This window comes from Sinorhizobium sp. CCBAU 05631 (genome assembly GCF_002288505.1).
GTDB lineage: Bacteria > Pseudomonadota > Alphaproteobacteria > Rhizobiales > Rhizobiaceae > Sinorhizobium > Sinorhizobium fredii_C.
Map to the genome: position 1 here is coordinate 3917248 of NZ_CP023063.1, position 25087 is coordinate 3942334.

The 25087-nt window shown below is 63.4% G+C and carries 28 protein-coding genes and 1 tRNA gene; 20 read left to right on the forward strand and 9 right to left on the reverse strand.

Annotated elements, in window-relative coordinates; all coding sequences use genetic code 11:
- Positions 1-223 precede the first annotated feature (223 nt).
- Both SS05631_RS18930 and SS05631_RS18935 read left to right on the forward strand, forming a co-directional pair.
- Complete coding sequence (locus SS05631_RS18930; RefSeq protein WP_037422328.1) at positions 224-613, forward strand: TIGR02300 family protein; 390 nt, start codon at positions 224-226, stop codon at positions 611-613.
- Positions 614-811: 198 nt separating this feature from the next.
- A tRNA-Ala gene (locus SS05631_RS18935) sits at positions 812-887 on the forward strand.
- Positions 888-905: 18 nt separating this feature from the next.
- Here the strand turns inward: SS05631_RS18935 and SS05631_RS18940 are convergent.
- Entirely contained in the window at positions 906-2027 is a 1122-nt protein-coding gene (locus SS05631_RS18940; protein WP_157213190.1) for a PAN domain-containing protein, read from the reverse strand.
- Positions 2028-2191: 164 nt separating this feature from the next.
- Here SS05631_RS18940 and SS05631_RS18945 point away from each other — a divergent pair, with 164 nt between their 5' ends.
- Both SS05631_RS18945 and SS05631_RS18950 read left to right on the forward strand, forming a co-directional pair.
- Positions 2192-2980, forward strand: a complete 789-nt coding sequence (locus tag SS05631_RS18945; protein WP_037422325.1) for a YdcF family protein — start codon at positions 2192-2194, stop codon at positions 2978-2980.
- 114 nt (positions 2981-3094) lie between these two features.
- Entirely contained in the window at positions 3095-3730 is a 636-nt protein-coding gene (locus tag SS05631_RS18950) for a trimeric intracellular cation channel family protein (RefSeq protein WP_037422322.1), read from the forward strand.
- Between the two features lie 2 nt (positions 3731-3732).
- Here the strand turns inward: SS05631_RS18950 and irrA are convergent, their stop codons facing one another.
- Positions 3733-4155 carry an iron response transcriptional regulator IrrA gene (gene irrA / locus SS05631_RS18955; protein WP_037422320.1) on the reverse strand — a complete coding sequence of 141 codons (423 nt, stop codon included), beginning with the start codon at positions 4153-4155 and terminating at the stop codon, positions 3733-3735.
- 376 nt (positions 4156-4531) lie between these two features.
- On the opposite strand from irrA, the gene fabA reads away from it, so the two are divergent.
- The 4 genes from fabA (at position 4532) to mbfA (ending at position 8271) form a co-directional block, all read left to right on the forward strand.
- A complete protein-coding gene (fabA, locus tag SS05631_RS18960; RefSeq protein WP_037422317.1) occupies positions 4532-5047 on the forward strand; it encodes a 3-hydroxyacyl-[acyl-carrier-protein] dehydratase FabA in 516 nt (171 codons plus the stop codon).
- A gap of 50 nt (positions 5048-5097) precedes the next feature.
- Positions 5098-6318: a beta-ketoacyl-ACP synthase I gene (gene fabB, locus SS05631_RS18965; RefSeq protein WP_037422315.1), complete on the forward strand. Its 1221-nt coding sequence runs from the start codon at positions 5098-5100 to the stop codon at positions 6316-6318.
- A 4-nt stretch (positions 6319-6322) separates the two neighbouring features.
- On the forward strand, positions 6323-7129 hold the full coding sequence (fabI, locus tag SS05631_RS18970) for an enoyl-ACP reductase FabI (RefSeq protein WP_037422312.1): 807 nt from the start codon (positions 6323-6325) through the stop codon (positions 7127-7129).
- A 158-nt stretch (positions 7130-7287) separates the two neighbouring features.
- Entirely contained in the window at positions 7288-8271 is a 984-nt protein-coding gene (mbfA, locus tag SS05631_RS18975; RefSeq protein ID WP_037422309.1) for an iron exporter MbfA, read from the forward strand.
- Positions 8272-8358: 87 nt separating this feature from the next.
- Here mbfA and SS05631_RS18980 read toward each other — a convergent pair whose 3' ends face one another.
- Both SS05631_RS18980 and SS05631_RS18985 read right to left on the reverse strand, forming a co-directional pair.
- Complete coding sequence (locus SS05631_RS18980) at positions 8359-8979, reverse strand: transglutaminase-like cysteine peptidase (RefSeq protein ID WP_037422307.1); 621 nt, start codon at positions 8977-8979, stop codon at positions 8359-8361.
- Between the two features lie 253 nt (positions 8980-9232).
- Positions 9233-10039, reverse strand: a complete 807-nt coding sequence (locus SS05631_RS18985) for an alpha/beta hydrolase (protein ID WP_037422304.1) — start codon at positions 10037-10039, stop codon at positions 9233-9235.
- Positions 10040-10257: 218 nt separating this feature from the next.
- Here SS05631_RS18985 and infC point away from each other — a divergent pair, with 218 nt between their 5' ends.
- The 9 genes from infC (at position 10258) to pheT (ending at position 19023) form a co-directional block, all read left to right on the forward strand.
- Positions 10258-10794 (forward strand): translation initiation factor IF-3, encoded by a 537-nt coding sequence (gene infC, locus SS05631_RS18990; RefSeq protein ID WP_083854172.1) that lies wholly within the window; start codon positions 10258-10260, stop codon positions 10792-10794.
- Positions 10795-11066: 272 nt separating this feature from the next.
- Positions 11067-11822, forward strand: coding sequence for a hypothetical protein (locus SS05631_RS18995; RefSeq protein WP_095678035.1), 756 nt, complete (start codon positions 11067-11069; stop codon positions 11820-11822).
- 186 nt (positions 11823-12008) lie between these two features.
- Positions 12009-12479: a hypothetical protein gene (locus SS05631_RS19000; protein ID WP_037421103.1), complete on the forward strand. Its 471-nt coding sequence runs from the start codon at positions 12009-12011 to the stop codon at positions 12477-12479.
- Between the two features lie 7 nt (positions 12480-12486).
- Positions 12487-13152 (forward strand): response regulator transcription factor, encoded by a 666-nt coding sequence (locus SS05631_RS19005; RefSeq protein WP_037421100.1) that lies wholly within the window; start codon positions 12487-12489, stop codon positions 13150-13152.
- Positions 13149-14519, forward strand: a complete 1371-nt coding sequence (locus tag SS05631_RS19010; protein ID WP_095678036.1) for a HAMP domain-containing sensor histidine kinase — start codon at positions 13149-13151, stop codon at positions 14517-14519. Before SS05631_RS19005 ends, SS05631_RS19010 begins: the two co-directional genes overlap by 4 nt.
- Positions 14520-14679: 160 nt before the next feature.
- On the forward strand, positions 14680-14883 hold the full coding sequence (rpmI, locus tag SS05631_RS19015) for a 50S ribosomal protein L35 (RefSeq protein ID WP_012710090.1): 204 nt from the start codon (positions 14680-14682) through the stop codon (positions 14881-14883).
- A gap of 38 nt (positions 14884-14921) precedes the next feature.
- Positions 14922-15326 carry a 50S ribosomal protein L20 gene (gene rplT / locus SS05631_RS19020; protein ID WP_012710091.1) on the forward strand — a complete coding sequence of 135 codons (405 nt, stop codon included), beginning with the start codon at positions 14922-14924 and terminating at the stop codon, positions 15324-15326.
- A gap of 154 nt (positions 15327-15480) precedes the next feature.
- Positions 15481-16563: a phenylalanine--tRNA ligase subunit alpha gene (gene pheS, locus SS05631_RS19025; RefSeq protein ID WP_037421051.1), complete on the forward strand. Its 1083-nt coding sequence runs from the start codon at positions 15481-15483 to the stop codon at positions 16561-16563.
- A gap of 33 nt (positions 16564-16596) precedes the next feature.
- The gene (pheT, locus tag SS05631_RS19030; protein ID WP_037421049.1) at positions 16597-19023 is read left to right on the forward strand and encodes a phenylalanine--tRNA ligase subunit beta; all 2427 of its coding nucleotides are present in this window, start codon (positions 16597-16599) and stop codon (positions 19021-19023) included.
- A gap of 147 nt (positions 19024-19170) precedes the next feature.
- On the opposite strand, the gene SS05631_RS19035 is transcribed toward pheT, so the two are convergent.
- The 3 genes from SS05631_RS19035 to SS05631_RS19045 form a co-directional block, all read right to left on the reverse strand.
- Positions 19171-19554: a VOC family protein gene (locus SS05631_RS19035; protein ID WP_037421046.1), complete on the reverse strand. Its 384-nt coding sequence runs from the start codon at positions 19552-19554 to the stop codon at positions 19171-19173.
- Positions 19555-19581: 27 nt separating this feature from the next.
- On the reverse strand, positions 19582-19941 hold the full coding sequence (locus SS05631_RS19040) for a nuclear transport factor 2 family protein (RefSeq protein WP_037377880.1): 360 nt from the start codon (positions 19939-19941) through the stop codon (positions 19582-19584).
- Between the two features lie 274 nt (positions 19942-20215).
- Positions 20216-20707, reverse strand: coding sequence for a ferritin-like domain-containing protein (locus tag SS05631_RS19045; RefSeq protein WP_037377882.1), 492 nt, complete (start codon positions 20705-20707; stop codon positions 20216-20218).
- Positions 20708-20927: 220 nt separating this feature from the next.
- On the opposite strand from SS05631_RS19045, the gene SS05631_RS19050 reads away from it, so the two are divergent.
- Positions 20928-21698 carry an SDR family oxidoreductase gene (locus tag SS05631_RS19050; protein ID WP_037421042.1) on the forward strand — a complete coding sequence of 257 codons (771 nt, stop codon included), beginning with the start codon at positions 20928-20930 and terminating at the stop codon, positions 21696-21698.
- Positions 21699-21718: 20 nt separating this feature from the next.
- A complete protein-coding gene (locus SS05631_RS19055; protein WP_037421040.1) occupies positions 21719-22342 on the forward strand; it encodes a hypothetical protein in 624 nt (207 codons plus the stop codon).
- Between the two features lie 60 nt (positions 22343-22402).
- On the opposite strand, the gene SS05631_RS19060 is transcribed toward SS05631_RS19055, so the two are convergent.
- The gene (locus SS05631_RS19060) at positions 22403-23317 is read right to left on the reverse strand and encodes an aldo/keto reductase (RefSeq protein WP_050988281.1); all 915 of its coding nucleotides are present in this window, start codon (positions 23315-23317) and stop codon (positions 22403-22405) included.
- A gap of 192 nt (positions 23318-23509) precedes the next feature.
- Here SS05631_RS19060 and SS05631_RS19065 point away from each other — a divergent pair, with 192 nt between their 5' ends.
- The gene (locus SS05631_RS19065; RefSeq protein WP_037421037.1) at positions 23510-24496 is read left to right on the forward strand and encodes a Gfo/Idh/MocA family oxidoreductase; all 987 of its coding nucleotides are present in this window, start codon (positions 23510-23512) and stop codon (positions 24494-24496) included.
- Between the two features lie 56 nt (positions 24497-24552).
- On the opposite strand, the gene SS05631_RS19070 is transcribed toward SS05631_RS19065, so the two are convergent.
- Positions 24553-24963, reverse strand: a complete 411-nt coding sequence (locus tag SS05631_RS19070; protein WP_037421034.1) for a hypothetical protein — start codon at positions 24961-24963, stop codon at positions 24553-24555.
- Positions 24964-25087: the final 124 nt, after the last annotated feature.

A 25087-nucleotide genomic window follows, 5' to 3' on the forward strand; every position in this document is an offset into this window, starting at 1 on the left:
GAACGAGGAACCGCCGGTGTTGCGCGCTCCCTAACATAAAGAGCAATAGGGGTCATCCTCCCCCAAGAAGAAAATCCGGCGCAGCCGGCCCCGGAAGTTTGCCTTTGACAGACGACACCAAGACGATTATGGGGACCGGCTAATCATCATCAGCTTGATACCTTTCTAACCGCCGGCTTTACCGGCAAGAGCCGGCTCGCCGGCCATTCAAGAGGCTTTGACTGTGGCAAAACCGGAACTTGGAACAAAGCGCATCGACCCGGAAACGGGGCGCAAATTCTACGATCTGAACCGTGACCCGATCGTCTCCCCCTATACCGGCAAGTCCTATCCGCTGTCGTTCTTCGAGGAAACCTCCGTCGCCAAGGTGCTCGAGAAGGAGGAAGAGGAAGACGTCACGGAAGTCGATGCAGAGAACACCGAAGTCGAACTCGTTTCGCTCGAGGATGCCGACGACGAGGCATCGGGCGGCGACGACCTGCCGGATCTCGGCGATGACGACGTCGAGATCGACGGCGACGACGACGACACCTTCCTCGAGGCCGACGACGAAGACGATGACGACGACATGAGCGACCTTATCGGCGTCTCCGACGAGGACGAGGACGTCTAAGGCGTTCAAAAGTCGGATAAAAGCTGCTCCGGCCGCGCGATCATGCAGCGGCCGGGCGGCCGGCCGGAAAGGAAGATAAAATTTCTCCGGCCTTTAATTTTCGGCTTGCCATCTGCCAAAAGCAGAAGTAATAAGCCGCCACTCGCCGGGCACGACGCCCGACGAACTTCCCGGAACCGGCACTGCCGGACCCTTGATGGGGCTATAGCTCAGCTGGGAGAGCGCTTGCATGGCATGCAAGAGGTCAGCGGTTCGATCCCGCTTAGCTCCACCAAAATTTCCCAAGCAGCCCTCAGTCCGCACGAACCCCGGCTACTGACGTAAGATTTGTCTTCGTGGGGTTGCGCGCCTCGAACATCAGGCACATTCCGTTTCGATAGAACGAAAAGCCTTGGCAAGATGGAGTGAGGACGCACTGATCTTGACAGGCGGCCAGAGTGAAGTTCTTGATCCTGGCGAACGGTTTGCCCACGATTTCGACGTTTCTGCTCGTCCTAAATGCGACCGAAGGGCCAAAATCGTGGCCGACCCTGCTGATGTCGCTCGTCTGACCATAGTAGCCGGAAACGGCGCCCGAAAACTGCAGCGCTTCGGTGGCCATTCCTTTCAGGAAGCAAGCGCGGTGAATTTGATTGAAGGTGAAGGCAGAGCAGCGGTCGGTGGCTTGGCAGGCCGACTGGCAACGCGCGGCGGTCTCGAGCTTCAGCGGCATGCCGGGCAGGTCGTAGCCCGGAAGATCGGTGTAGTCGAAATAGAGCCAGCTTCGCTGCGGGACAGTGGATTTCGGCACGGAGAGATTGGCTTGTTCTTCTGCGGCTCCGCCAAAGGGCACTGGTGCACCTGCGGCGGTGTCACCTAGATGCAAGACCTCCACATCCAGGCCGATCCGCTCCGCATCATCCGCCGTCAGCCACTGCATGGAGGAGGGGCCGGTCGCGGTGACATAGACGATGATATTCGGATTAAGGTTGAGCTGCTGGAGGTATGAGCCGACCAGGGCATTGCCCGCACTGCTTACATCTTGCCGACCCGCCTCGTTGACGAAGGCTGCATGAAATCCGATCTTGGATGTTGGAGAGAGCAGCCGTTTGTGGCCAGCCAGCCAAGCCAACCCACACGACGATGCACACACATGTTGATCCGCAACGGCCGTATAGAAGCCTTTGATCGCAATCGTTCGGCCGATCTCAATACCGACTTGTACAAGGCCACCGGGGCTGTTGAACGCAACGACGGCTCGTTCGGCCGTGATCGCCATATTCTTGAAACGGGTGTCGTCGCCTTCGATAAATTCGCCGTCGACAAGGATCAGATGAATGCTCTCCGAGAGCTTCTCCATTTGAAGCTGTGCGGCGCCGGCATTGAGCGGCATCATCCACAGGAAGCCAAGTACTAAAGCCAAGCGTTTGAACACGACACGCCCCTCAACGCTATCCCAAGGTTGAGTGAAGTCCGCTTTGCATCCGGAGTCAAAACGGACAAATTGATGAGAGACTTAGTCGAGAGTGGCATGTCTGGACGGTGAAGCCGCCTAAGGACTTTGCGAAATCTTAACCGACCGGAACAAGAACGATCATCATGTTCCTCGCCTCCAAAATCTTCTGGCTCATTGCCCAGCCGCTCTCCGTTGCTTTCTTCAGCATCCTCTTCGGCGTGCTGCTGATCTTCTCCCGCTTCCGCCGGAGCGGCGGCATCTTCGCTTCGCTCGGTCTCTTGGTGCTGTTCCTCAGCCTGTTCACCACCGCCGGCCCCTATTTCCTGCAGATCCTCGAAGACCGGTTTCCCCGGCCCTTGGCCCCGCGGGCGGAGATCTCCTGCATCATCGTGCTCGGCGGCGCCTTTGAGAATGTGGTGATCGCAAGCCGCGGCGGTATCGAGTTCAACCAGGCGGCCGATCGCTTCATCGAGGCGGTCCGGCTCGCCAAGGCCTATCCGGCGGCGCGCGTTCTGGTTTCGGGCGGCGACGGCTCGATCACAGGCGCCTATGAAGGCGATGCGCGGGCCTCGCAAGGCTTTTTCGGCGCCTTCGGGATCGCGGCCGATCGGGTGATCCGCGAGGAAGCCTCGCGCACGACTTTCGAGAACGCCCGCTATACGAGGGATCTCCTCGCGACGAACGGGCTCGAACGCTGTGCTTTGGTCACTTCGGCCTATCATATGCCACGCTCGATCGGCCTCTTCCGCGCCAACGGCATCGAGGTCGTTCCCTGGCCGGCGGACTACCGGACGAGCGGCAAGGTGCGGCTCGGCTTTGATTTCACTCAGCCCTCGCTCAATGCGCAGCTGGCGACGACGGCCGCCAAGGAATGGACGGGGCTTCTCGCCTATTATCTGCTCGGCCGCACGCAGACGCTGCTGCCAGAGTGATACAGGCGTGGACGGCAATACGGCAGCGAGAGCGCGCGTGCCTCCTGACTTGTCGGCGACGCCGCGTTAATGATCTTGAATTGCCAATTCGGGCGTCGTCCAAGCGGAGCATCCATGCCGATCCTCGAAATTCTCGACTATGCCGGCATCGCCGTGTTCGCCGCGACCGGCGCGCTTTCTGCCTCGCGCAAGCAACTCGACATCGTCGGTTACCTGTTCCTCGCCTCCGTCACCGGCATCGGCGGCGGCACGATGCGTGACGTGATCCTCGGCGCGACGCCGGTTTTCTGGGTGATGAACCCCGCCTATGTCTTGGTCTGCGTCGCGGTCGGGTTCCTGGTGTTCCTGACATCGCACCGTTTCGAGTCGCGTTACCGGCTGCTCGTCTGGCTCGATGCGGTCGGGCTTTCCGCCTATTGCGTCATGGGCGCGGCGAAGGGATTGGCGGCGACCGGCTCGCCGACGGTTGCGATTGTCACCGGCATGCTGACGGCGACCTTCGGCGGCATCCTGCGTGATCTCTTGGCCGGTGAGCCGTCAGTGCTGTTGAGGCCGGAAATCTATGTCACCGCCGCACTCGTCGGCGCCGGCGCCTTCGTGGTGGCGACGCTGATCGGCCTGCCACTTGCCGCGAGTTCAGCGCTCGGCGTTGCGGCTGCCTTTGCGGTCCGCGGGGGGGCACTTCGCTATGGCTGGACGCTGCCGGCCGGCAAGGCCGGGCCAGGCCGTGATCCAGACGAGGTCATGTAGACTCAGCGGTGGGTCTTGCGGCGCAGACGGACGACCACGTCGACATGGGAGATCTCCATGCCTTCCGGCGGCTCCGGGAGGTTGCCGATCTGGATGTTGCTCACCGGAATGTCGAGGACCTCGTTCTGGCCCTCGATAAAGAAATGGTGGTGATCCGAAACATTCGTGTCGAAATAGGTCTTGGCGCTCTCGACGGCGAGAACACGGATCATGCCGGCTTCGGTGAACTGGTGCAGGGTGTTGTAGACGGTTGCGAGCGATACGGGCACGCCCGCCTCGACCGCCTCCTCATGCAGTTCCTCGACGGTCAGGTGACGGTCGCCCTTGGCGAAAATCAGATCCGCGAGCGCGATGCGCTGGCGCGTCGGGCGCAGGCCCGAATTGCGCAGCCTCTCCTGCGAAGAGATTTCCGTTGCTTTCGTCATGCGCAGCCGTTCCGATATTCCTGCCAAGATTATGGAGTATCAGCTTGCGATATAACTTCTGCCGCCGAGGCTTTCAATAGATTCCGCCCCTGGAAGGACCTGCAAAGGCCTGAAAAACGGCCTAAAGGGGGGGAAGGCTGGCATTTAACTCTGGCAGAGGCCACATACATACTGTAAGCGACGGCGGAACGCCATCGCCTAGGGAGCGGCGCTTAGGACAATGCGAGACGGGTTTTTCCACCCGCATGTCGCTCTGCTTGGACGACGGTGACAGACTGCAACCGGCAGCGACCATAACGGGCCGCGCTTCAATTCAGGCCGAACTTGCTCTAAAGCAGGTCGGAGAACTTTTGAGAACTCGGGGAAGCAACCATTCATGACCACCAGGCAATCCAGCTTCAGCTATGAGGAAATCCTTGCCTGCGGCCGAGGCGAACTGTTTGGCCCCGGCAATGCGCAGCTGCCGCTGCCGCCGATGCTGATGGTCCATCGCATCACGGAGATTTCCGAAACGGGCGGCGACTTCGACAAGGGATTTATCCGCGCCGAATACGACGTCAGTCCGGACGACTGGTATTTCCCATGCCATTTCCGGGGCAACCCGATCATGCCCGGCTGCTTGGGCCTCGACGGCATGTGGCAATTGACCGGCTTCTTCCTGGGCTGGCTCGGCGAACCGGGCCGCGGCATGGCGCTGTCGACCGGCGAAGTGAAGTTCAAGGGCATGGTTCGTCCCCATACCAAGCTGCTTCAATACGGAATCGACTTCAAGCGGGTCATGCGCGGGCGCCTCGTCCTCGGCACCGCCGACGGTTGGCTGAAGGCCGATGGCGAGACTATCTATCAGGCGACCGATCTGCGTGTCGGTCTGTCCAAGGACAAGGCCGACTAAGCCGCGGGACGTCTCCCGCATCCAGCGAGATAAAGAAAAGGTCATCTACCATGAGACGGGTTGTTGTAACGGGCCTCGGCATCGTTTCCTCGATCGGTAACAATGCCGACGAAGTCACCGCGTCGCTGCGCGAAGCGAAGTCGGGCATCACCTTTTCCCCGGATTTCGCCGAGCACGGCTTCAAGTGCCAGGTCTGGGGCCAGCCGACGCTCGACCCGGCCGAACTCGTCGACCGGCGTGCCATGCGATTCCTGTCGCAGGCGGGTGCCTGGAACCATGTGGCGATGAAGCAGGCGATTGCCGATGCGGGCCTCGATGCCGCCGACATCACCAATGAGCGCACCGGCATCATCATGGGTTCCGGCGGCGCCTCGACGCGCACCATCGTCGAGGCCGCAGAGATCACCCGCAAGAATGTCAGCCCCAAGCGCATCGGCCCCTTCGCGGTGCCGAAGGCGATGTCCTCGACCGCTTCCGCGACGCTTGCCACCTGGTTCCAGATCCACGGCGTCAACTACTCGATCTCGTCGGCCTGCTCGACCTCGGCGCATTGCATCGGCAACGCCGCGGAAATGATCCAGTGGGGCAAGCAGGACGTGATGTTCGCCGGCGGCCACGAAGATCTCGACTGGACCATGTCGAACCTCTTCGACGCCATGGGCGCCATGTCCTCCAAGTACAACGACACGCCGGCCTCGGCCTCGCGCGCCTATGACGTCGACCGCGACGGTTTCGTGATCGCCGGCGGCGCCGGCGTCCTCGTGCTCGAGGAGCTGGAGCGCGCCAAGGCCCGCGGCGCCAAGATCTATGCCGAGATCGTCGGCTATGGCGCGACCTCGGACGGCTACGACATGGTGGCCCCCTCCGGCGAGGGCGCGGTGCGCTGCATGCGCCAGGCGCTCGCGACCGTGAAGGGCGAGGTCGACTATATCAACACGCACGGAACCTCGACGCCGGTCGGCGACCAGAAGGAGATCGGCGCCATCCGCGAGGTGTTCGGCGAGAAGATGCCGCACATCCAGTCGACAAAATCGTTGACCGGCCATTCGCTCGGGGCTGCCGGCGTGCAGGAATCGATCTACGGCCTGTTGATGATGCAGGCCGGCTTCATCGGCGAAAGCGCCCATATCGACACGCTCGATCCCGAATTCGAGGGCGTGCCGATCGTCCGCAAGCGCATCGACAACGCCAAGATCGACACGGTTCTCTCGAACTCCTTCGGTTTCGGCGGCACCAATGCCACGCTCGTCTTCCAGCGCTATAACGGATAACCAGATGAACGGACTGATGAACGGAAAGCGCGGCCTCATCATGGGGGTGGCCAACAACCATTCTATTGCCTGGGGAATTGCCAAGGCCCTCGCAAGCCAGGGCGCCGAACTCGCCTTCACCTATCAGGGCGAGGCGCTCGGCAAGCGCGTCAAGCCGCTTGCCGCGGAGCTGAATTCCGACTTCCTTCTCCCCTGCGACGTCGAGGACATCGCCTCGGTCGACGCCGTCATAGACGCGATCAAGGAGCGCTGGGGCAAGCTCGACTTCGTCGTCCATGCCATCGGCTTCTCCGACAAGAGCGAGTTGAAAGGTCTCTACGCGGATACGTCGCGGGAGAATTTCAGCCGCACCATGGTGATCTCCTGCTTCTCCTTCACCGAGATCGCCAGGCGCGCCGCCGACCTCATGAGCGATGGCGGCACGATGCTGACGCTGACCTATGGCGGCTCGGTGCGGGTGATGCCGAACTACAATGTCATGGGGGTCGCCAAGGCGGCGCTCGAAGCCTCGGTGCGCTACCTTGCGGCCGACTACGGAACCCGCAGCATCCGCGTCAACGCCATCTCCGCCGGCCCGATCCGCACGCTCGCCGGCGCCGGCATTTCCGACGCCCGCGCCATGCTCTCCTGGCAGCAGAAGAATTCGCCGCTGCGCCGCACGGTCACCATCGAGGACGTCGGCAGCTCGGCGCTCTACTTGCTTTCCGATCTTTCCCGGGGCGTCACCGGTGAAATCCATTACGTGGATTCCGGCTATAACATCACCTCGATGCCGACGCTCGAGACGCTCCGCGTCGCCGACGCGGAATGAAGCGAGGCTCACCGCGCCAAGCCTGAATTGGGAGAAACCTTGCCGGCGGGTCGGAGAATGGCGGCGGCGCTGCGTCGGCTGCCTACCGGCCCACGGCCTTGACGCCTGAGGATACGCCGCCTATTTCTTTAGAATAATTCTAAAGAAGGCTGCTATCGATGTTTTCCCGTCTCTTCTCCCGCTCGAAGCGTCCGTTTCTGTCGCTGGGCGAACAGGATATTCTGGCACTCGCCATTTCTTCCGAAGAAGACGACGGACGCATTTACCTCGCCTATGCGGATGCGCTGCGCGAAAAATACCCGCATTCCGCCCGCGTGTTCGAAGGCATGGCCGAGGAAGAGAGCCACCACCGACAGGCGCTGATCGACCTGCACGTGGCACGCTTCGGCAGCCGGATTCCGCTCATCCGGCGCGAGCATGTGCGCGATTTCCCGGAGCGGAAGCCCGATTGGCTCATTGCCGAGATGCCGATCGAGAAAGCGCGCGCAGAGGCGGAAGCCATGGAGGAGGCTGCCCACCGCTTCTATCTCGAGGCGGCAGCACGCACGCGGGACGCGGCGACGCGCAAGCTGTTGGGGGATCTGGCGATTGCCGAGAAGGCACATGAGTCTCTCGCCCGCCGGCTCGGCGAAAGTCATGCGCCGGCGCAAGTGCGGGCCGAGGAAGACCGAACGTCGCACCGACAGTTCATCCTTACCTATGTGCAGCCGGGTCTCGCAGGTTTGATGGACGGTTCGGTCTCGACCCTGGCGCCGATCTTCGCTGCCGCTTTTGCAACCCAGGATACCTGGCAGACCTTCTTGGTCGGGCTGTCGGCCTCGGTCGGTGCCGGCATCTCCATGGGTTTTACCGAAGCCGCCCACGACGACGGCAAGCTTTCCGGCCGCGGCTCACCGATCAAGCGCGGTCTCGCCTCCGGCGTGATGACCGCGCTCGGCGGCCTTGGCCATGCGCTTCCCTATCTGATCCCGCATTTCTGGACGGCGACGGTGACCGCGGTGGCGATCGTCTTCTTCGAGCTCTGGGCCATTGCCTTCATCCAGAACCGGTTTATGGAAACGCCGTTCCTCAGGGCGGCCTTTCAGGTCGTGCTCGGCGGCGGCCTGGTGCTCGCGGCGGGCATCGTCATCGGCAATGCGTGATGCGACGACGGCGCAGCGGAATTGGGAAGAGACGCCATGAAAAAAGGGCCGCTGACCGGCCCTTTCTTGATCGAATTGTCCGGCGGTTCAGTTGCCGACCGAACCGACCAGCACCTCGGCGCTGTTGTCGATCGTCACCCAGCGGCCGCTATTGCTCGAAGCCTGGCGCTTCAGGAAGCGGTAGTGCGTGTTGGTCCAGAGCTTCACGCCGTTGTCGAGATTGTCGAGGATAAAATCGCCCTGGGCGGTGCGCACCGTCAGAACGGCATGACCCTCGCCGTCGGGCTTGCGCACTACCGTCAACAGCAGATTGCCGGCCGCGAAGCCGCGCTGCATCAGGCGCCGGCGCTTTTCAAGCGCGAAATCCTCGCAGTCGCCCCGGCCCTTCGGATAGGACCAGACCTCGTCGCGGCCGAGAAGCTCCTGGTCGGTGACCGGCGAGATCTCGCGGTTGACGGCTGCGTTCACCTGCCGGATGACCGCCCAGCCGCTCGCCGTGACGCGCGGCGGCGCGCCCGCCCGAGACCGGACGCCGCATTCGCTTCTGTTCTTCTGACAGAATTCGAAATGCCCGATTGGCTGCGAGGTTGCAGAGCCGGTCTGCATCCAGGGAGTGGATCCCGACTGAGCGGGAACCGCCATGCTTGCCGAAATGAAAAATGCGCAGAATCCCGCGACGCCTGCCTTTACCCCGGTCCAAAATGCCATACAAATCCCCTGCACCGCGTGCGTGCACGCGCAATCTCAAGTTGATGACAGCTTTTGTAGGCTTCCCCTAGCGCTGCTCTAATCGTTAATAAAGTGTTAATATGGCGGGGCGGTTTGAGTCAATCTACCGATTCGTCTGATTGACCTATATGGTTAAGATCATCCACTATAAGTCAGCGGAAGCCTTGCATCCCGGGCTGTCCGGGATGGTTCCGAAAACGGGGCGGTTTGTTGACGAGTGCCGGCCCGGAAGTTAGGCCTTGGCGAGCATGGCGCTGATCGCCTGTTTCAGTTTGAAGACGTCTTCCTCGCGCGACAACCGGTGGTCGCCGTCGCGAATGAGGGTCATGACGACATCGTCCGCCGGCATGTGCTCCATGAGCTTCAGCGCATGCGTATAGGGCACATCGGGATCGCGCATCCCCTGGAGAATATGCACCGGGCAGCCGGTCGCGATCGGCCCTTTAAGGACTCGATTTTCCCGCCCGTCCTCGATCAGGGCGCGGGTGAAGACATTCGGCTCCGGGCTATATTCCGACGGCTCCTCGAAATAGCCGCGTTCGGCGAGTGAAGCCCGTTCGGCCGGCGACAGGTTGGGCTCGATCAGCTCGGCGGTGAAGTCGGGGGCAGGGGCGATCAGCACCAGGCCGGCGATGCGCTTCCCCTCACCGCGTGCTCTCAGCTCTTCGATGAGGCGCAGTGCCACCCATGCGCCCATGGAGGAGCCGATCAGGATCATGCGCCCGGCGACCGCGTGATCGACGACGGCAAGGCTTTCCTCGAGCCAGCGCGAGATCGTGCCTTCCTTGAAGTCGCCGCCGGAAGCGCCGTGGCCGGAATAGTCGAAGCGGACGCAGTCCGTTCCGATCGCTTGCGCATGGCGTTCGACTTCGAGCGCCTTCGTGCCGGTCATGTCGGACCGGTAGCCGCCGAGCCAGACGAGCGCCGGGCGGTTTGAGGGGAGTTCGGCGCGGAAAATCCGCACGGCGATGTTGCGCGCCGAGGCTTCCGCGCCCACCTTTACATGCGTGACTTCGGTTTCGGCCGGCATGGCTGGCATCGCTTAATTCCTCGCAAGCACCCGTTTCGTTCAGATATCCCGCTAAAAACAGATTCGCCAGAGCCTGGAAGAGGTGATTTTCCTTGCGACCCATGCTATTGACTCTGGAGCCGCAATTCACACATTGCCGTCAGTGACTGTTTCAAGCGCTAGTTTGAGATGACGCTGATCGTTTGATCGACCACTATTACCGAAAACAGCTCGAGGAGAGTACGACCATTCGCAGACCGTTCAAAGCGGACGCCCCAGTCAAGGAAGGCCCGCGCGCAAACAAGGAAATCCGGGTTCCCCGGGTTCAGCTCATCGACGCCGAAGGCCAGAACATGGGCAACGTGCCGATCGACCAGGCGCTCCGCATGGCGGAAGAGGCCGGTCTTGATCTGGTGGAGATCGCACCGAACTCCGAACCGCCGGTGTGCAAGATTCTCGATCTTGGCAAGTTGAAATACGCCAACCAGAAGAAGGCGGCCGAGGCGCGCAAGAAGCAGAAGATCGTCGAGATCAAGGAAATCAAGATGCGCCCGAACATCGACACCCATGATTACGAGGTGAAGATGAAGGCGATGAACCGCTTCTTCGAAGAGGGCGACAAGGTCAAGGTGACGCTGAAGTTCCGCGGCCGCGAAATGGCCCACCAGGAGCTCGGCATGAAGCTTCTGCTGCAGGTCAAGGACGATACGCAGGCGATCGCCAAGGTCGAAGCCGAGCCGAAGCTCGAGGGCCGCCAGATGATGATGGTGCTCGCGCCGAAGTAAGCACGAAGGCGTGGGCCGCACGCGAAATCCCAAGTAAAAGCCGCCGTGAGGCGGCTTTTTGCGTTCTACAGCGCCGCGCGTCTTATCAGACGCGCAAAGGTCGCTGTAGCACTTTGAATTGCTGCATGTCTCCTTAAATCGAGGTCGATTTAAGGAGACATGCAGTGGCGCATCGTTGGCGGGCCTGACAGAATGCTGACAACCGCGCTCAGCCGCCTGTCAGTTGCCGGATGCCAGTCTCTGCCCGTTCCAAAACAAGGAAGGGTATAGATATGCACAGCGCATTCAAAAAAGTGCTGCTCGTTTCCACAGTGAGCTTGATCGGCGTCGTTGGAGGACCCGTGACGATGGCTCTTGCGGATACCGGCGCGGCCAGCAGCTTCGAAGCCGGACCTAATGGCGGCTTCGACACGAGCAGCCCCACTACAGGTGGCGAAGGTGGATCCGGCGGCGGACAGGACACCGGCACAGGCGGTGGACAGGATACCGGTACCGGCGGTGGACAAGACACTGGCGGCGGCACTGGCGGTGAAGGCGGCGGCACCGGCGGCGAAGGCGGCGGCACTGGCGGCGAAGGCGGCGGCACCGGCGGTGAAGGCGGCGGCACCGGCGGCGAAGGCGGCGGCACCGGCGGCGAAGGCGGCGGCACCGGCGGCGAAGGCGGCGGCACCGGCGGCGAAGGCGGCGGCACCGGCGGCGAAGGTGGCGGCAGCGGCGGCGAAGGCGGCGGCAGCGGCGGCGAAGGCGGCGGCAGCGGCGGCGAAGGCGGCGGCACCGGCGGCGAAGGCGGCGGCAGCGGCGGCGAAGGCGGCGGCAGCGGCGGCGAAGGCGGCGGCAGCGGCGGCGAAGGCGGCGGCAGCGGCGGCGAAGGCGGCGGCACCGGCGGCGAAGGCGGCGGCACCGGCGGCGAAGGCGGCGGCAGCGGCGGCGAAGGTGGCGGCACCGGCGGCGAAGGTGGTTCCGGTGGCGGACAGGATACTGGTACCGGCGGTGGACAAGACGGTGGCGGAACGCCGACGGCGAACTGATCCGATTCCGGGCTGAGCCCTGAACTGCGGCGGTGGCTGTCGCCATCGCCGCAGACTTATCATATTCGTGCCTCTTGCATCATCCTGCTGCGAGGGGCACGCCCGTTTCAGCAAGAAAATCGAAGTTCCACCCCTGTTTCCGTCACTTTTCTGGCGGATGCTGCGGCGACCTGTGTTGAGGGGATAATGAGAGACCATATCTGCCTGGAGCGCGCTGCGCCGCCCCGTCCCGCTTCGCTCATGCGCCGGAGTCTGGCCGCATTCGTTTGCTGGTCGGTCGCCTCCTGTGTCCTGCCGTTGTCCGCGAGCGGTGCCGCTTTGGCCGAGGACGGAAAGGACAGCCGCGACACCTCGGATACCGGCGGCAGCGGCGATACCGGCACCCGAGGCGACCGCAGCACGGCGGCCCCGGAGAACGACAGGACCGGGGAAACCAGAAGCCAGGAGGATGCGCGGGACGCGGTCGCCAGGGGAGAGATCCTGCCGCTCAGCAAGCTGCTCGCCCTGGTCGATCGCGATCTCTACGGCATGGTCATCGCAGTCGAGCTGGTACGATACATGGGCAGCGACGTCTACCGGCTGAGGACGCGCGATGGCACAGGCGTCATCCGCGATCTCGGGATCGATGCGCGCACCGGCAGATTCGTGAATTTCTGAGGCAGACATGCGCATACTTCTGGCAGAAGACGATCCCAATATCGCGGGCCATGTCCGCGGCAAGCTCGAGGCCGAAGGCTACGCGGTCGATACGCTGGCGCACGGTCCCGACATCTGGGAGCGCGGTGAAGACGGCGGCTATGCCGCCATCATCCTCGACCTCGGTCTGCCCGGTCTCGACGGATTGTCGATCCTCAAGCGGTGGCGCCACGACGGTGTGGAAACGCCCGTCGTGGTCCTGACCGCCCGCGGATCCTGGATGGAGCGCGTCGACGGCTTCGAGGCCGGCGCCGACGACTATATTCCCAAGCCGTTTCGGGCCGAGGAATTGCTGGCGCGGCTGAGGGCGCTTCTGCGGCGCGCCGGCCCGCGATTCCAGATCACCAAATCGGCGGGCCGTTTTACGCTCGACGAGGCGACCCGCCGGGTGACGTTCGACGGAGAGGCGCTCGAACTCAGCCCGCTCGAATTCCGCATGGTCGCCTACTTCATCGAGCGCAAGGGCGAAGTGCTGACCTCGCTCGAACTGGCAAGCCATGTCCAGGGACGCGACGACGATTCGGCCAAGAACGCGGTCGAGGCGATGATCGCCCGCCTGCGCCGCAAGACCGAAAGCGGCGCCATCGAGACGCGTCGCGGCTTCGGCTATCTGCTGCGTGACGATCCCTCATGATGCGCTCGCTGCGGCTGCGACTGGCGGTCGGAGCGGTGATCGCGATCGGCCTCGTGCTGCTCGTTGCATGGCTTTCCCTGACGCGGCTGTTCACCGACCACGTGGTCGGGCGCTACCGCAGCGAGATGATGACGACCGTCGACACGCTCGCCGCCGAACTCGCCGTGCGGGACGGCAAGCTGATGCTCACCGGAGAGCCGGCCGATCCGCGTTTCGACCTGCCGAACGGCGGCCGCTATTGGCAGATCTCGCCCATCGACGGCAGCGACATCTTGCGGTCGCGCTCGCTTTGGGACGTATCGATCGATGCCGACGCGCCGCCCAGCCCGCACTATGAGGGGTTTACCACCAGCGAGGGTCCCGACGGTCGTCTGATGCTGGTGCACAGCCAAACGCTGTCGCTCGGCGAGGATGCCCGGCCGGTCCGCTTCGTCGCGTCGGCGGCGTTTCCGCAGCGGGAACTGGACGAGGCGCTGGGGGATTTCCAGGCGCCGCTGCGGCTGATGCTGCTTGCCACCGCCGGGGTGCTTGCCGCCGCCGCCTTTTTCCAGAATGCCATAGGGCTCGTACCGCTCCGCCGCCTCAGCGAGCGGGCGGCCGCAGTGCGCGCCGGCCGCGAACGGGATTTCGGGACCTCCGGCCCGAGCGAAGTGCAGCCGCTGGTCAGCGAGATCAATCTCCTCCTCAAGGAACGCGAAGTGGCGGTCGAGCGCGCGCGTGCCCGGGCCAGCGATCTCGCCCATGGCCTTAAGACGCCGCTGACGGTGCTCGCGCAGCTTGCCGACCGGCTTCCGCCCGAGGATCGCGCCCTCGCGCTCAGACAGGTGGAACTCGCCCGTCAGCGGGCCGACCGGCAGCTGCAGGCCGCGCGCATGGGCGTCGAGCGGATGGCGACGACGTCGGTCATGGGCCTTGGCGGCAAGCTCGTCAGCGTCCTTCGTCCGGTCACCGCCGAGCGGAATGTCGCCTGGGAGGTCTCGATCGACAGCTCGCTTTCTCTCGACGTCGATCCGGCCGACCTCGCCGAGTGCCTCGGCAATCTCCTCGATAACGCCGCCAAATGGGCCCGTTCCTTCATCCGCTTCTCGGCACGCCGGGCGAACGACGCGATTACCATCGTGATTGAGGACGACGGGCCCGGCATTGCCGAGCAGGACCGCGAGGCGATCCTCAAACGCGGCGCGCGAATCGACAGCAGCGACGAACGAGAGCCGGAAGGCACCGGGCTGGGTCTGGCGATCAGTGCGGATATCGCCGACGCCTACGGCGCCTCCTTGACCATCGATCAATCTGATCTAGGAGGGCTGAGAGCGCGGCTGACCTTTCCTGTCAGGGTCGTGCGGCGTCCGTGGCGCGATCCCGTCTGACGTCGTGGGCGCAGGATCGACGCGCGGCTTGCGCTTTTGCAGGACTTCGGCTACAAGCCCCCGGTCCGAACGGTCCGGCAGGGCATGCCGTGGCCGTTCTTAACGCTGGAAACCAGCCTCGTCAGCCGGTTTCAGATACCAAGAACAATGGAGTAGCAAAATGCCCAAGATGAAGACGAAGTCGTCTGCCAAGAAGCGGTTCAAGGTAACCGCGACCGGCAAGGTGCGCGCTGCCGCTGCCGGCAAGCGCCACGGCATGATCAAGCGTACCAACAAGTTCATTCGCGACGCGCGCGGGACCATGGTTCTCGCCGAGCCTGATGGCAAGAAGGTCGTCAAGAACTACCTGCCGAACGGTCTCTGAGACTTCAGGCATATTGGACACGTTAAGGAGATCATGACATGGCACGTGTAAAACGCGGCGTTACCGCCCACGCCAAGCACAAGAAGACGCTGAAGGCCGCCAAGGGTTTCTACGGCCGCCGTAAGAACACGATCCGCGCCGCCAAGGCAGCGGTCGACCGTTCCAAGCAGTACGCCTATCGCGACCGCAAGGTTAACAAGCGCAACTTCCGCGCCCTCTGGATCCAGCGCATCAACGCTGCTGTCCGTGAATTCGGTTTGACCTACGGCCGCTTCATCGACGGCCTGAACAAGGCTGGCATCGAAGTAGACCGCAAGGTTCTGTCCGACATGGCGATTCATGAGCCGGCAGCATTCGGCGCGCTCGTCGAGGCTTCCAAGAAGGCGCTCGCCTATCTCAAGGAAGCCGGCACGGCAAACGAGTTTGAGAGCGCTGTCCGTTAAGCCAGCGTTTTCCCAAGACCGTTTCTGAAATTGTTGGGAAACCCGCGCTGGCAGGGCTGGCGCGGGTTTTTCTTGTTCGGCTCGATCGCCGGCGATCACATCGCTGCAGTGTTGAACCGATAAAACAAACCATTTCCGCATCGAGGCAGACAGAATGAGCGAACTGGAAACATTGGAACGGACATTGCTGGCGGAAATCGATGCCGCCGCCGACGAGGGGGCGATCGAGGCGTTGCGCGTCGGTGCCCTCGGCAAGAAGGGTTCGATCTCGGAGCTTCTGAAGACGCTCGGCACGATGAGCCCGGAGGAGCGGCAGACCCGCGGCGCCCGCATCAACGCGCTGAAAAACATCGTCACAGAGGCGATTTCGGCCCGTAAGTCAGCGCTGAAGGATGCGGCGATCGCCGAGCGGCTGGCGCGCGAGACGGTCGATATCAGCCTGCCGGTTCGCTCCTCGCCGGCCGAGCGCGGCCGCATCCATCCGATCAGCCAGATCGTCGACGAGATCACCGCGATTTTCGGCGACATGGGCTTCTCGATCGCCGAGGGGCCCGACATCGAGACGGACTATTACAATTTCACCGCGCTCAATTTCCCCGAGGGCCATCCGGCCCGCGAGATGCACGACACGTTCTTCTTCCAGCCGGACGAGAAGGGAGAACGCAAGGTGCTGCGGACGCACACATCGCCGGTGCAAATTCGCACGATGGAGGCTCAGAAGCCGCCGATCCGCATCATCATTCCGGGCAAGACCTATCGCCAGGATTCCGACGCCACCCATTCGCCGATGTTCCATCAGGTCGAAGGCCTGGTGATCGACAAGGCGGCGAACGTCGCAAACATGCGCTGGGTGCTGGAGGAATTCTGCAAGGCGTTCTTCGAGGTCGATCAGGTGACGATGCGCTTCCGGCCGTCCTTCTTCCCCTTCACCGAGCCGTCCTTCGAGGTCGATATCCAGTGCGATCGCTCCGGCCCGATCGTCAAGTTCGGCGAAGGCAAGGACTGGATGGAGATCCTCGGCTGCGGCATGGTGCACCCGAACGTGCTGCGCGCCGGCGGCCTCGATCCGGACGAGTACCAGGGTTTTGCCTGGGGTATGGGCCTCGATCGTATCGCCATGCTGAAATACGGCATGCCGGACCTGCGCGACTTCTTCAACGCCGATGTCCGCTGGATGACCCATTACGGCTTCCGGCCGCTCGACATGCCGACGCTGTTCGGCGGTCTCTCTGCTTAATTTGGCGTGAAAACTTAGGACACAGGTGAAATCATGAAGTTCACGCTTTCCTGGCTGAAGGACCATCTCGAAACCGACGCCTCGCTCGAGGACATCTGCGCCCGCCTGACGATGATCGGGCTGGAGGTCGAGGACGTCGACGACAAGGCGGCCTTCAAGCCCTTCGTCATCGCCAAGGTCGTCTCCGCCGAGCAGCACCCGAATGCCGACAAGCTTAAGGTATTGAAGGTCGATACCGGCTCCGGCGAGCCGGTGCAGGTCGTCTGCGGCGCGCCGAACGCGCGCACCGGCCTCGTCGGCGCCTTTGCCGCCCCCGGCACCTACGTGCCCGGCATCGACACGACGCTTTCCGTCGGCAATATCCGCGGCGTCGAAAGCCGCGGCATGATGTGCTCGGAAAAGGAGCTGGAGATTTCCGACGACCACACCGGCATCATCGACCTGCCCGAGGATGCGCCGGTCGGCACGAGCTACGCGGCCTATGCGGGCCTCGACGATCCGGTCATCGAGATCAATCTGACGCCGAACCGGCCGGATTGCACCAGCGTTCACGGCATTGCCCGCGATCTCGCCGCCTCCGGCCTTGGAACTCTCAAGACGCGGCCGGCGCCGTCCTTCCCGGTCGAAGGCTCAACGCCGGTCAAGGTAACACTCGATCTTGGCGAAGACAGGCATCTCTGCCCCGGTTTCGCGCTGCGCCTTGTGCGCGGCGTCAAGAACGGCCCGAGCCCGGCCTGGATGCGCCAGCGGCTGGCGGCGATCGGGCTTCGGCCGATCAACGCGCTCGTCGACATCACCAATTACTTGACCTTCGATCAGGGCCGGCCGCTGCACGTTTTCGACGCGGCCAAGGTCACCGGCAGCCTGACGGTCCGCCGCGCCACGGAAGGCGAGAAGGTGCTGGCCCTCGATACGCGCGAATACACGCTGTCGCCGGCCAACGTGGTGATCGCCGACGAGGACGGGATCGAATCGATCGGCGGCATCATGGGCGGCGAGCATTCCGGCTGCGATGAGGCGACCACCGAAGTGCTGATCGAATCGGCGCTCTGGGATCCGATGAACATCGCCAAGAGCGGCCGCACCCTCGGCATCATCACCGATGCGCGCTACCGCTTCGAGCGCGGCGTCGATCCGGAATACATGGTGCCGGGCATCGAACGGGCGACCGAACTGGTGCTGGAGCTCTGCGGCGGCACGGCCGCCAGGCTGGATGTCGTCGGCTATGAGGGCCACGCGCCTAAGGTCGTCGAATTCCCGGTCTCGGAAGTGAAGCGGCTCACCGGCCTCGAGGTCTCTCCCGAGGAGAGCGTGTCGATCCTGCAAAAACTCGGCTTCGGCGTCGAGGGCTCCGGCGAGCGCTTCCGCGTCACCGTGCCCTCCTGGCGGCCGGACGTCGACGGCAAGGCGGACCTCGTCGAGGAAGTGATGCGCATCCATGGCGTCGACAACATCGTCGCCGCGGCCTTGCCGAGCCACAACGCCGTCAACGGCAAGATCCTCACGACGCTGCAGATCCGCACCCGCCAGGCGAGACGTGCGCTTGCAAGCCGCGGCATGCTCGAAGCCGTCACCTGGTCGTTCATCTCGGAAGAGCAGGCGAAGCTCTTCGGCGGCGGCCGGCCGGCGCTGAAGCTCGCCAATCCGATCGCCGCCGATATGTCCGACATGCGGCCGTCGCTGCTGCCGGGTCTTCTGACCGCGGCGCAGCGCAATGCCGACAAGGGCTATGGCGACGTGGCAATCTTCGAGGTCTCGGGCATCTATGAGGGCGACACGCCCGAGGCGCAGCGCCGCGTCGCCGGCGGCGTCCGCCGTGGCACCGCGTCGCTCAACGGCGCCGGCCGGCTATGGTCGAATGCCGCCAAGGGCGGCGGCAAGCCGGTCGACGTCTTCGACGCCAAGGCCGATGCGATCGCCGTGCTCGAAGCCTGCGGCGTGCCGATGGCCAATGTCCAACTCGAGGCCGGCGGCCCGGCCTGGTATCATCCGGGCCGTTCCGGCACGATCAAGCTTGGGCCGAAGATCGTGCTCGGCGCCTTCGGCGAGTTCCACCCGAAGACGCTCGACACGCTCGACGTTTCCGGTCCGATCGCCGGCTTCGAGATCTATGTCGACGCCATGCCGGAGCCGAAGAAGAAGGCGACGCGCACCAAGCCGGCGCTCGAGCTCTCGCCCTTCCAGGCGGTCAAGCGCGACTTCGCCTTCGTCGTCGACAAGGCGGTGGAGGCCGCTGCAATCGCGCGGGCGGCATCCGGCGCCGACCGAAAGCTGGTGACAGCGGTCAACGTCTTCGACGTCTTCGAGGGGGCCTCGCTCGACGAGGGCAAGAAGTCGGTCGCCATCGAGGTGACGATCCAGCCGGTCGAGCGGACGCTCACCGACGAGGATTTCGAGGCGCTGACCTCGCGCATCGTCGCCAACGTCGCCAAGAGCACGGGCGGCGTGCTGCGTGCCTGACGCTCTGAGTTAGCCCCCTCATCCGGCCTGCCGGCCACATTCTCCCGCAGGCGGGGCGAAGGAGACTCCCGGCGCTCCACAGTCCCTCTCCCCGCATCGGCGCCCCTTGTGGGGAGGGTGATCTCGCCACCTACCGTTCCGCGAGCATTAACCGATCGGCTGCATCAGCTCGATCCTATTGCCGAAGGGATCGCTGACATAGCGGCGGACGAAACCAGCGAGCGGCTCGTCTTCTACGACGTCAAAGCCGGCCGCCTGCAGCCGCGCGATCAGCACGAAAAGCTCGTCGACGATGAAGGCGGGATGCGCCTTGCGTGCGGGCAGGAAATCCTTCTCGATGCCGATATGAATCCTGAGGCCGGCCTCCTCGAACCAGCAGCCGCCGCGCGCCGCGAGGTTGGGCGGTTTGGCCACCTCGGGAATTGCGAGCAGGCCGGCATAGAAGCGGCGCGCCTCGGCTTCGCCGCCTTCCGGCATGGCGAGTTGCACATGGTGGATGGCGACGACCTTGCCCGATGTCCGTTGCGGCATGATACCTGTTCCGAAGGGATTGCCGGGTTAAGCGTGGCGATGCCAGACTTTGTTGACGATCAGCCAGCGGCCGTCGACCTTCAGCAGCGACAGGTAGTCCGTATAGCGCGAGCCGCCGAATTCATCGATGACCTTCACGCTCGCCGCATCGCCGGTGATATGGATCAGCTCCACCTCCATCACGGGCTGCGTTTCCGGCGGGGCAGAGCCTTCCTTGGAGACGGCGGCGATGAAGGCATCGCGTGTGAGCCATTCGACCGAGTCTTCGTAGTTGCCGACGATCGAGGCGCTCGGGTGAAAGGCTTTGCGCAGCGCCGCCTCATTGGCGAAAGCCATGCCGTCGACATAGAGATGGATGACCGCGCTGATGGCCTGCTCATCGGACATGCCTGATTCCTCCATTCCCGAAGCGGCCAAGACACGACGCATTCTGCGTGAGCGATACTCCCGCCTCCGATGCCGCTCCAGCCATCATCGAGGCGGACATATCATAGTTAGTGTGCCGCAACGGAATTGCGATAGCCCGTCTCCTAGAGACCGTGTGTCAGCGGTTGGGTGGCAGAGGGGAAATGCGGCAAGGGAGCGGGGATTCCCGGCCCTCAAAGCGTTCATTGACTTCATTGCCCGGCGACCGGCTTCTTCGCCGGTCGCCGGACGAAAGTCAGGCGGCCTTCCTGTTCGCTTTCGCCGTCGCAAGCTTCGTCAGATCCTGGTCGGTGACGACTTCTTCCTTCAGCGTTGCGTCGAGAAGCGGGACCGCATCCTTGAGGCCGATGGTCTGTGCCCATGTCTTCAGGGTGCCGTAGCGAGCGATCTCGTAGTGCTCGACGGATTGCGCGGCGGAGATCAGGCCGGCATCAAGTGCCTGCGTGCCCTTGAACTCGTCCATGATTTCCTCGCCCTCTGCAATGATACCTTCGATCGCTTCGCAGGTTTTGCCTGTCGCGCGCTTGCCGATCAACTCAAAGACCTGCTGCAGCCGCTCGACATGGGTTTCCGTCTGTTCGCGGTGCTTTTCGAAGGCTGCCTTGAGCTCCTGTGCTTGCGCGGCACGCGCCATCTTCGGCAGAGCCTTCAGGATCTTGCGCTCGGCATAGTAGATGTCCTTGAGCGCGTCGTAGAACAGATCGTCCATTGTCTTTTCCTTGGGCATTGTCGAATTCCTTCCTTGTCCGGTGGGGAGCTTGGCTGTGACGCCCAATCAACATCAGACAGAGGCATTTGTTCCTTTCTTCGGGGAAAATGCGTGGACGCCCTTGTCTCCCGTCGATCTCCAATGAGCGCGTCCGCTTCCTCTGCGCTGAAATCGGGTGGCCGCGACCGCCGCCAGCTGGAATCTTCCATGCGTCGATAACAATGGTGAGGAAGATCAAATGCTGAGACTTGCAGGAAAGGTGGCGATCGTGACGGGTGCGAGTTCGGGAATAGGCCGTGCGGCCGCCTCTCTCTTTGCGCGGGAAGGCGCAAAGGTCGTGATCGCCGCAAGGCGCGCCGAGGCCCTCGAGCAGCTCCTTTGCGAGATCGCGCAAGCGGGCGGTGAAGCGGCAATGCTTTCCGGCGACCTGCGCGACGAAGGTTTGAACGAGGCGGTTGTCGATCTGGCGCTGACCCGCTTCGGCGGGTTGGACGTCGCCTTCAACAATGCCGGCGCACTTGGCACTGTCGGTGAGGCCGTGTCGCTCTCGATCGAGGGATGGCGCGAAACGCTCGACACCAACCTGACCAGCGCCTTTCTCGCCGCCAAGCACCAGGCTCCGGCCATGATTGCGCGTGGCGGCGGTTCGCTCGTCTTCACCTCGAGCTTCGTCGGTCACACGGCAGGTTTCCCGGGGATGGCCGCCTACGCGGCCAGCAAGGCGGGGCTGATCGGCCTGGTGCAGTCCTTGGCGGTCGAGTTTGGAGCGCGTGGGGTGCGGGTCAATGCGCTGCTGCCGGGCGGCACCGACACGCCGTCCAATGCCGCGAACCTGCCGGGTGCTCCGCCCGAGACGCGCGGCTTCGTTGAAGGTCTGCATGCGCTGAAGCGCATGGCGCAGCCGGCGGAAATTGCCGAGGCCGCGCTTTACCTCGCCTCCGACGGTGCTAGCTTCGTAACCGGTACCGCGTTGCTGGTGGATGGCGGCGTTTCGATCAGCAGGACATGAACGGGCGGAAGGAAGGAAGAATGAGGAAGCCTGGGTCGATGAAGTCGCTGGAGGATCTCGGCCGGGTGCGCCTGTCCAAAAACTTCTTCCTGCGCGATTTCCTGCATTCTGAGATCGCCGAATTCTATCGCCTCCCGAACATCCCGGACGACCCGGAGCTCGCCATCGCAGCGGGTCGCAGGCTCTGCGAGGAACTTCTCGAGCCTCTGCAGGCGACGTTCGGGCGGCTTCACATTCGCTCCGCCTATCGCAACCGCGTTGTCAACGACTTCGGCAACAGGAACAAGCTCAACTGCTCGACCAATGCGGCGACGGCGGCCGACCATATCTGGGATATGCGCGACGCAGACGGTTGCATGGGGGCGACCGCCTGCATCGTCATTCCCTGGGTATGGGACCGGGAGCGCGGCGAGGGCGGTTGGCAGAGTCTGGCCTGGTGGATCCATGACCACCTGCCCTATGCCTCGCTCTGCTTCTTCCCGAAGCTTTGGGCCTTCAACATCCAATGGCATGAGCGGCCGCAGCGGCGAATCCGGAGCTTCGCCGAGCCGCGCGGCCTCTTGACGAAGCCGGGCATGGCCAACCACGAGGGCAGCCACCAGCATTTCTACGCCGGGTTTCCTACGCTCGTGAGGGCGTCGTAACGATGTCTCCTCCCCAAACCGTGCCACCTTGGATGGGTTGGGGAGGGGCGTTGTTGGACATTACTGGCTCACATCGTTCAGCCGCTGGATCGCCTCCTCCGAGAGCTTGAGATGCGCCGATCTCACGAGGCTTACCAGCTGATCGGGATTCGTGGCGCTGGCGATCGGCGCGGTGACGCCGTCGCGGGCGATGATCCAGGCAAGGGCGATCTCCGCCTGTTTCGCGCCGGTCTCCTCGGCGATCTCGTCGAGCACGCCGAGAATGCGCATGCCGCGCCCGTCCAGATATTTTTCGACCCCGCCACCGCGCGCAGTCCCTTCAAGATCCTTGTGCGAGCGGTACTTGCCGGAAAGAAAGCCCCGGGCGAGGCTGAAATAGGTGATTACGCCGATCTCCTCGGCGATGCAGAGGTCGCGCAGCGGTCCGTCATAGGCGGCCCGATCGTAGAGATTGTATTCCGGCTGCAGAACGTCATAGCGCGGCAGGTCCTTCGCCTTCGCGACCGCGAGAGCGTCGCCGAGTTGCCCTGCATCGAGGTTCGAGGCGCCGATCGCCCGCACCTTGCCCTGGGTGAGGAGCGCGTCATAGGCGGCGAGCGTCTCCTCATTGGGCACTTCCGGATCGGGCCAGTGCGACAAGTAACGGTCGATATGGTCGGTCTGCAGGCGCTTCAGCGACTCTTCGACCGCCTGCAGGATCCAGCGGCGCGAGAGTCCCTTGCGTCCGGGTCCGAGGTCGGAGCCGACCTTGGTGACGATGACGGCCCGGTCGCGCGGGCGTCTGGATTGCTTCAGCCACTTGCCGATGATCGTCTCGGACTCGCCGCCCCGGTTTCCGGGCACCCAGGAGGAATAGACATCCGCCGTATCGACGGCATTGAAGCCCGAATCGAAAAAGGTATCGAGGAGGGCGAAGGAGGTTTTCTCGTCCGCCGTCCAGCCGAACACATTGCCGCCGAAGACCAGCGGGGCAATGGCTTGCTAGGCACGTACCTCGGCGATAGTGTCGGTTCGCTTGATCGCGCGATTTGGAATCGTACCGCGATCGGTCCTCGCCAGGTGCGAGCCGTTTTCCGCCCGCGTCCCGCTCCGACCTGCAGCAATCGAACAGGATGCGGGCTCGTCAACAGCCTTACTCATGTTCCGCTCGAAAAAGGAGACTGCCCCATGTTGCGCTTCGGAATTCTGTCGACGGCCAGGATCGGCCGCGAACTCGTCGTGCCCGCCATTCAGGATGCCGAGAATTGCGTGGTCACGGCAATCGCCAGCCGCGACCAGGCGAAAGCACGGGCGATGGCCGACCGCTTTTCGGTGCCGCATGCCTTCGGCTCCTATGAGGAGATGCTTGCCTGCGACGTGATCGACGCGGTCTACATTCCGCTCCCGACCTCGCAGCACGTCGAGTGGGCGATTAAGGCGGCCGACGCCGGCAAGCATGTGCTTTGCGAAAAGCCGCTGGCGCTCAAGGCCGAGGAGATTGACGCGGTGATCGCGGCGCGTGACCGCAACAAGGTGCTGGTTTCGGAAGCCTATATGGTCACCTACAGCCCCGTCTGGCGGAAGGTGCGCTCGCTCATCGCCGAGGGAGCGATCGGCAAGCTCCGGCACGTTCAGGGTGCTTTCACCTATTACAACCGCGATCCCGGCAACATGCGCAATGTCCCGGCGCTCGGCGGCGGCGGCCTGCCGGATATCGGCGTCTATCCGGCGATCACCACGCGCTTCACGACCGGCAAGGAGCCGCTGCGCGTCCAGGCCAATACCGACCGCGATCCTGAATTCGGCACCGACATCTATTCGAGCGTGCGTGCCGATTTCGGCGATTTCGAGCTGAGCTTCTACATCTCCACCCAGCTCGCCGCCCGCCAGGTCATGGTGTTCCACGGCGACCAGGGGTTCGTCGAGGTGAAATCCCCCTTCAATGCGGATCGCTACGGCCGCGAGGAAGTGGAACTCACCAACCAGAACCACGCCCAATCGCAGCTTTTCCGCTTCCAGGATGCGCGCCAGTACAAGCTCGAGGCGGAAGCCTTCGCGCGTGCGGCGAAGGGCGAGGCGGAAGAGGTGGTGACGCTCGAGAGCTCGCGCCTCAATCAAAAGTTCATCGACGCGATCTACCGCGCCAGCGAGAAAGACGGTTGGGAAACGGTCTGAGGTAAATTGAAAGACGGTCCGCCAAATGGCGGGCCGTCGCATTCGTTGCCTGGACGCTAAGTGGCCGGTCGTATGCCCACCTGGGCGGCACCTTTGAGTTTCAGGAAGAGAAAGTCGGCGACGCCGACCATCGCCGCCACGATCAATCCAACGCCGATTGCCGTCAGCGACGCATAGGCAAGCGCGAGAATGGCGAGACTGGCAACCTGCCAGAGGATGTCGCCGGCGATGCTGATGCGGGCCGCCGGCGCGCTCGGGCCCCCTTTTCTTGCCGAGACAAGATGGAAGGCGCCCCAGAGCAACAGCCCGGTACCGAGAAGCCCGATGACCCCCGGGGCAATGACGGGGCTGACGAGCGATGCCAACGGTGCGGCGTCGACGATCAAAACCGTGCCGGCGACGAGCGAGACGATGCCGTCGGCAAGGAATGCCTTGTTGAGAAGCGAGCGGTGGGAAAGGGCGAGCATGTCGGTCTCCTTCGGTTGTCGATGGAGCAATGCTGGCCTGATGCGGTCATCAAACCAATTACCTCTGAGGTAATGGATTTCCCGCTGTGTTCGGCCCATTCTTGCCGCGCAGCGAGGAGGGCGC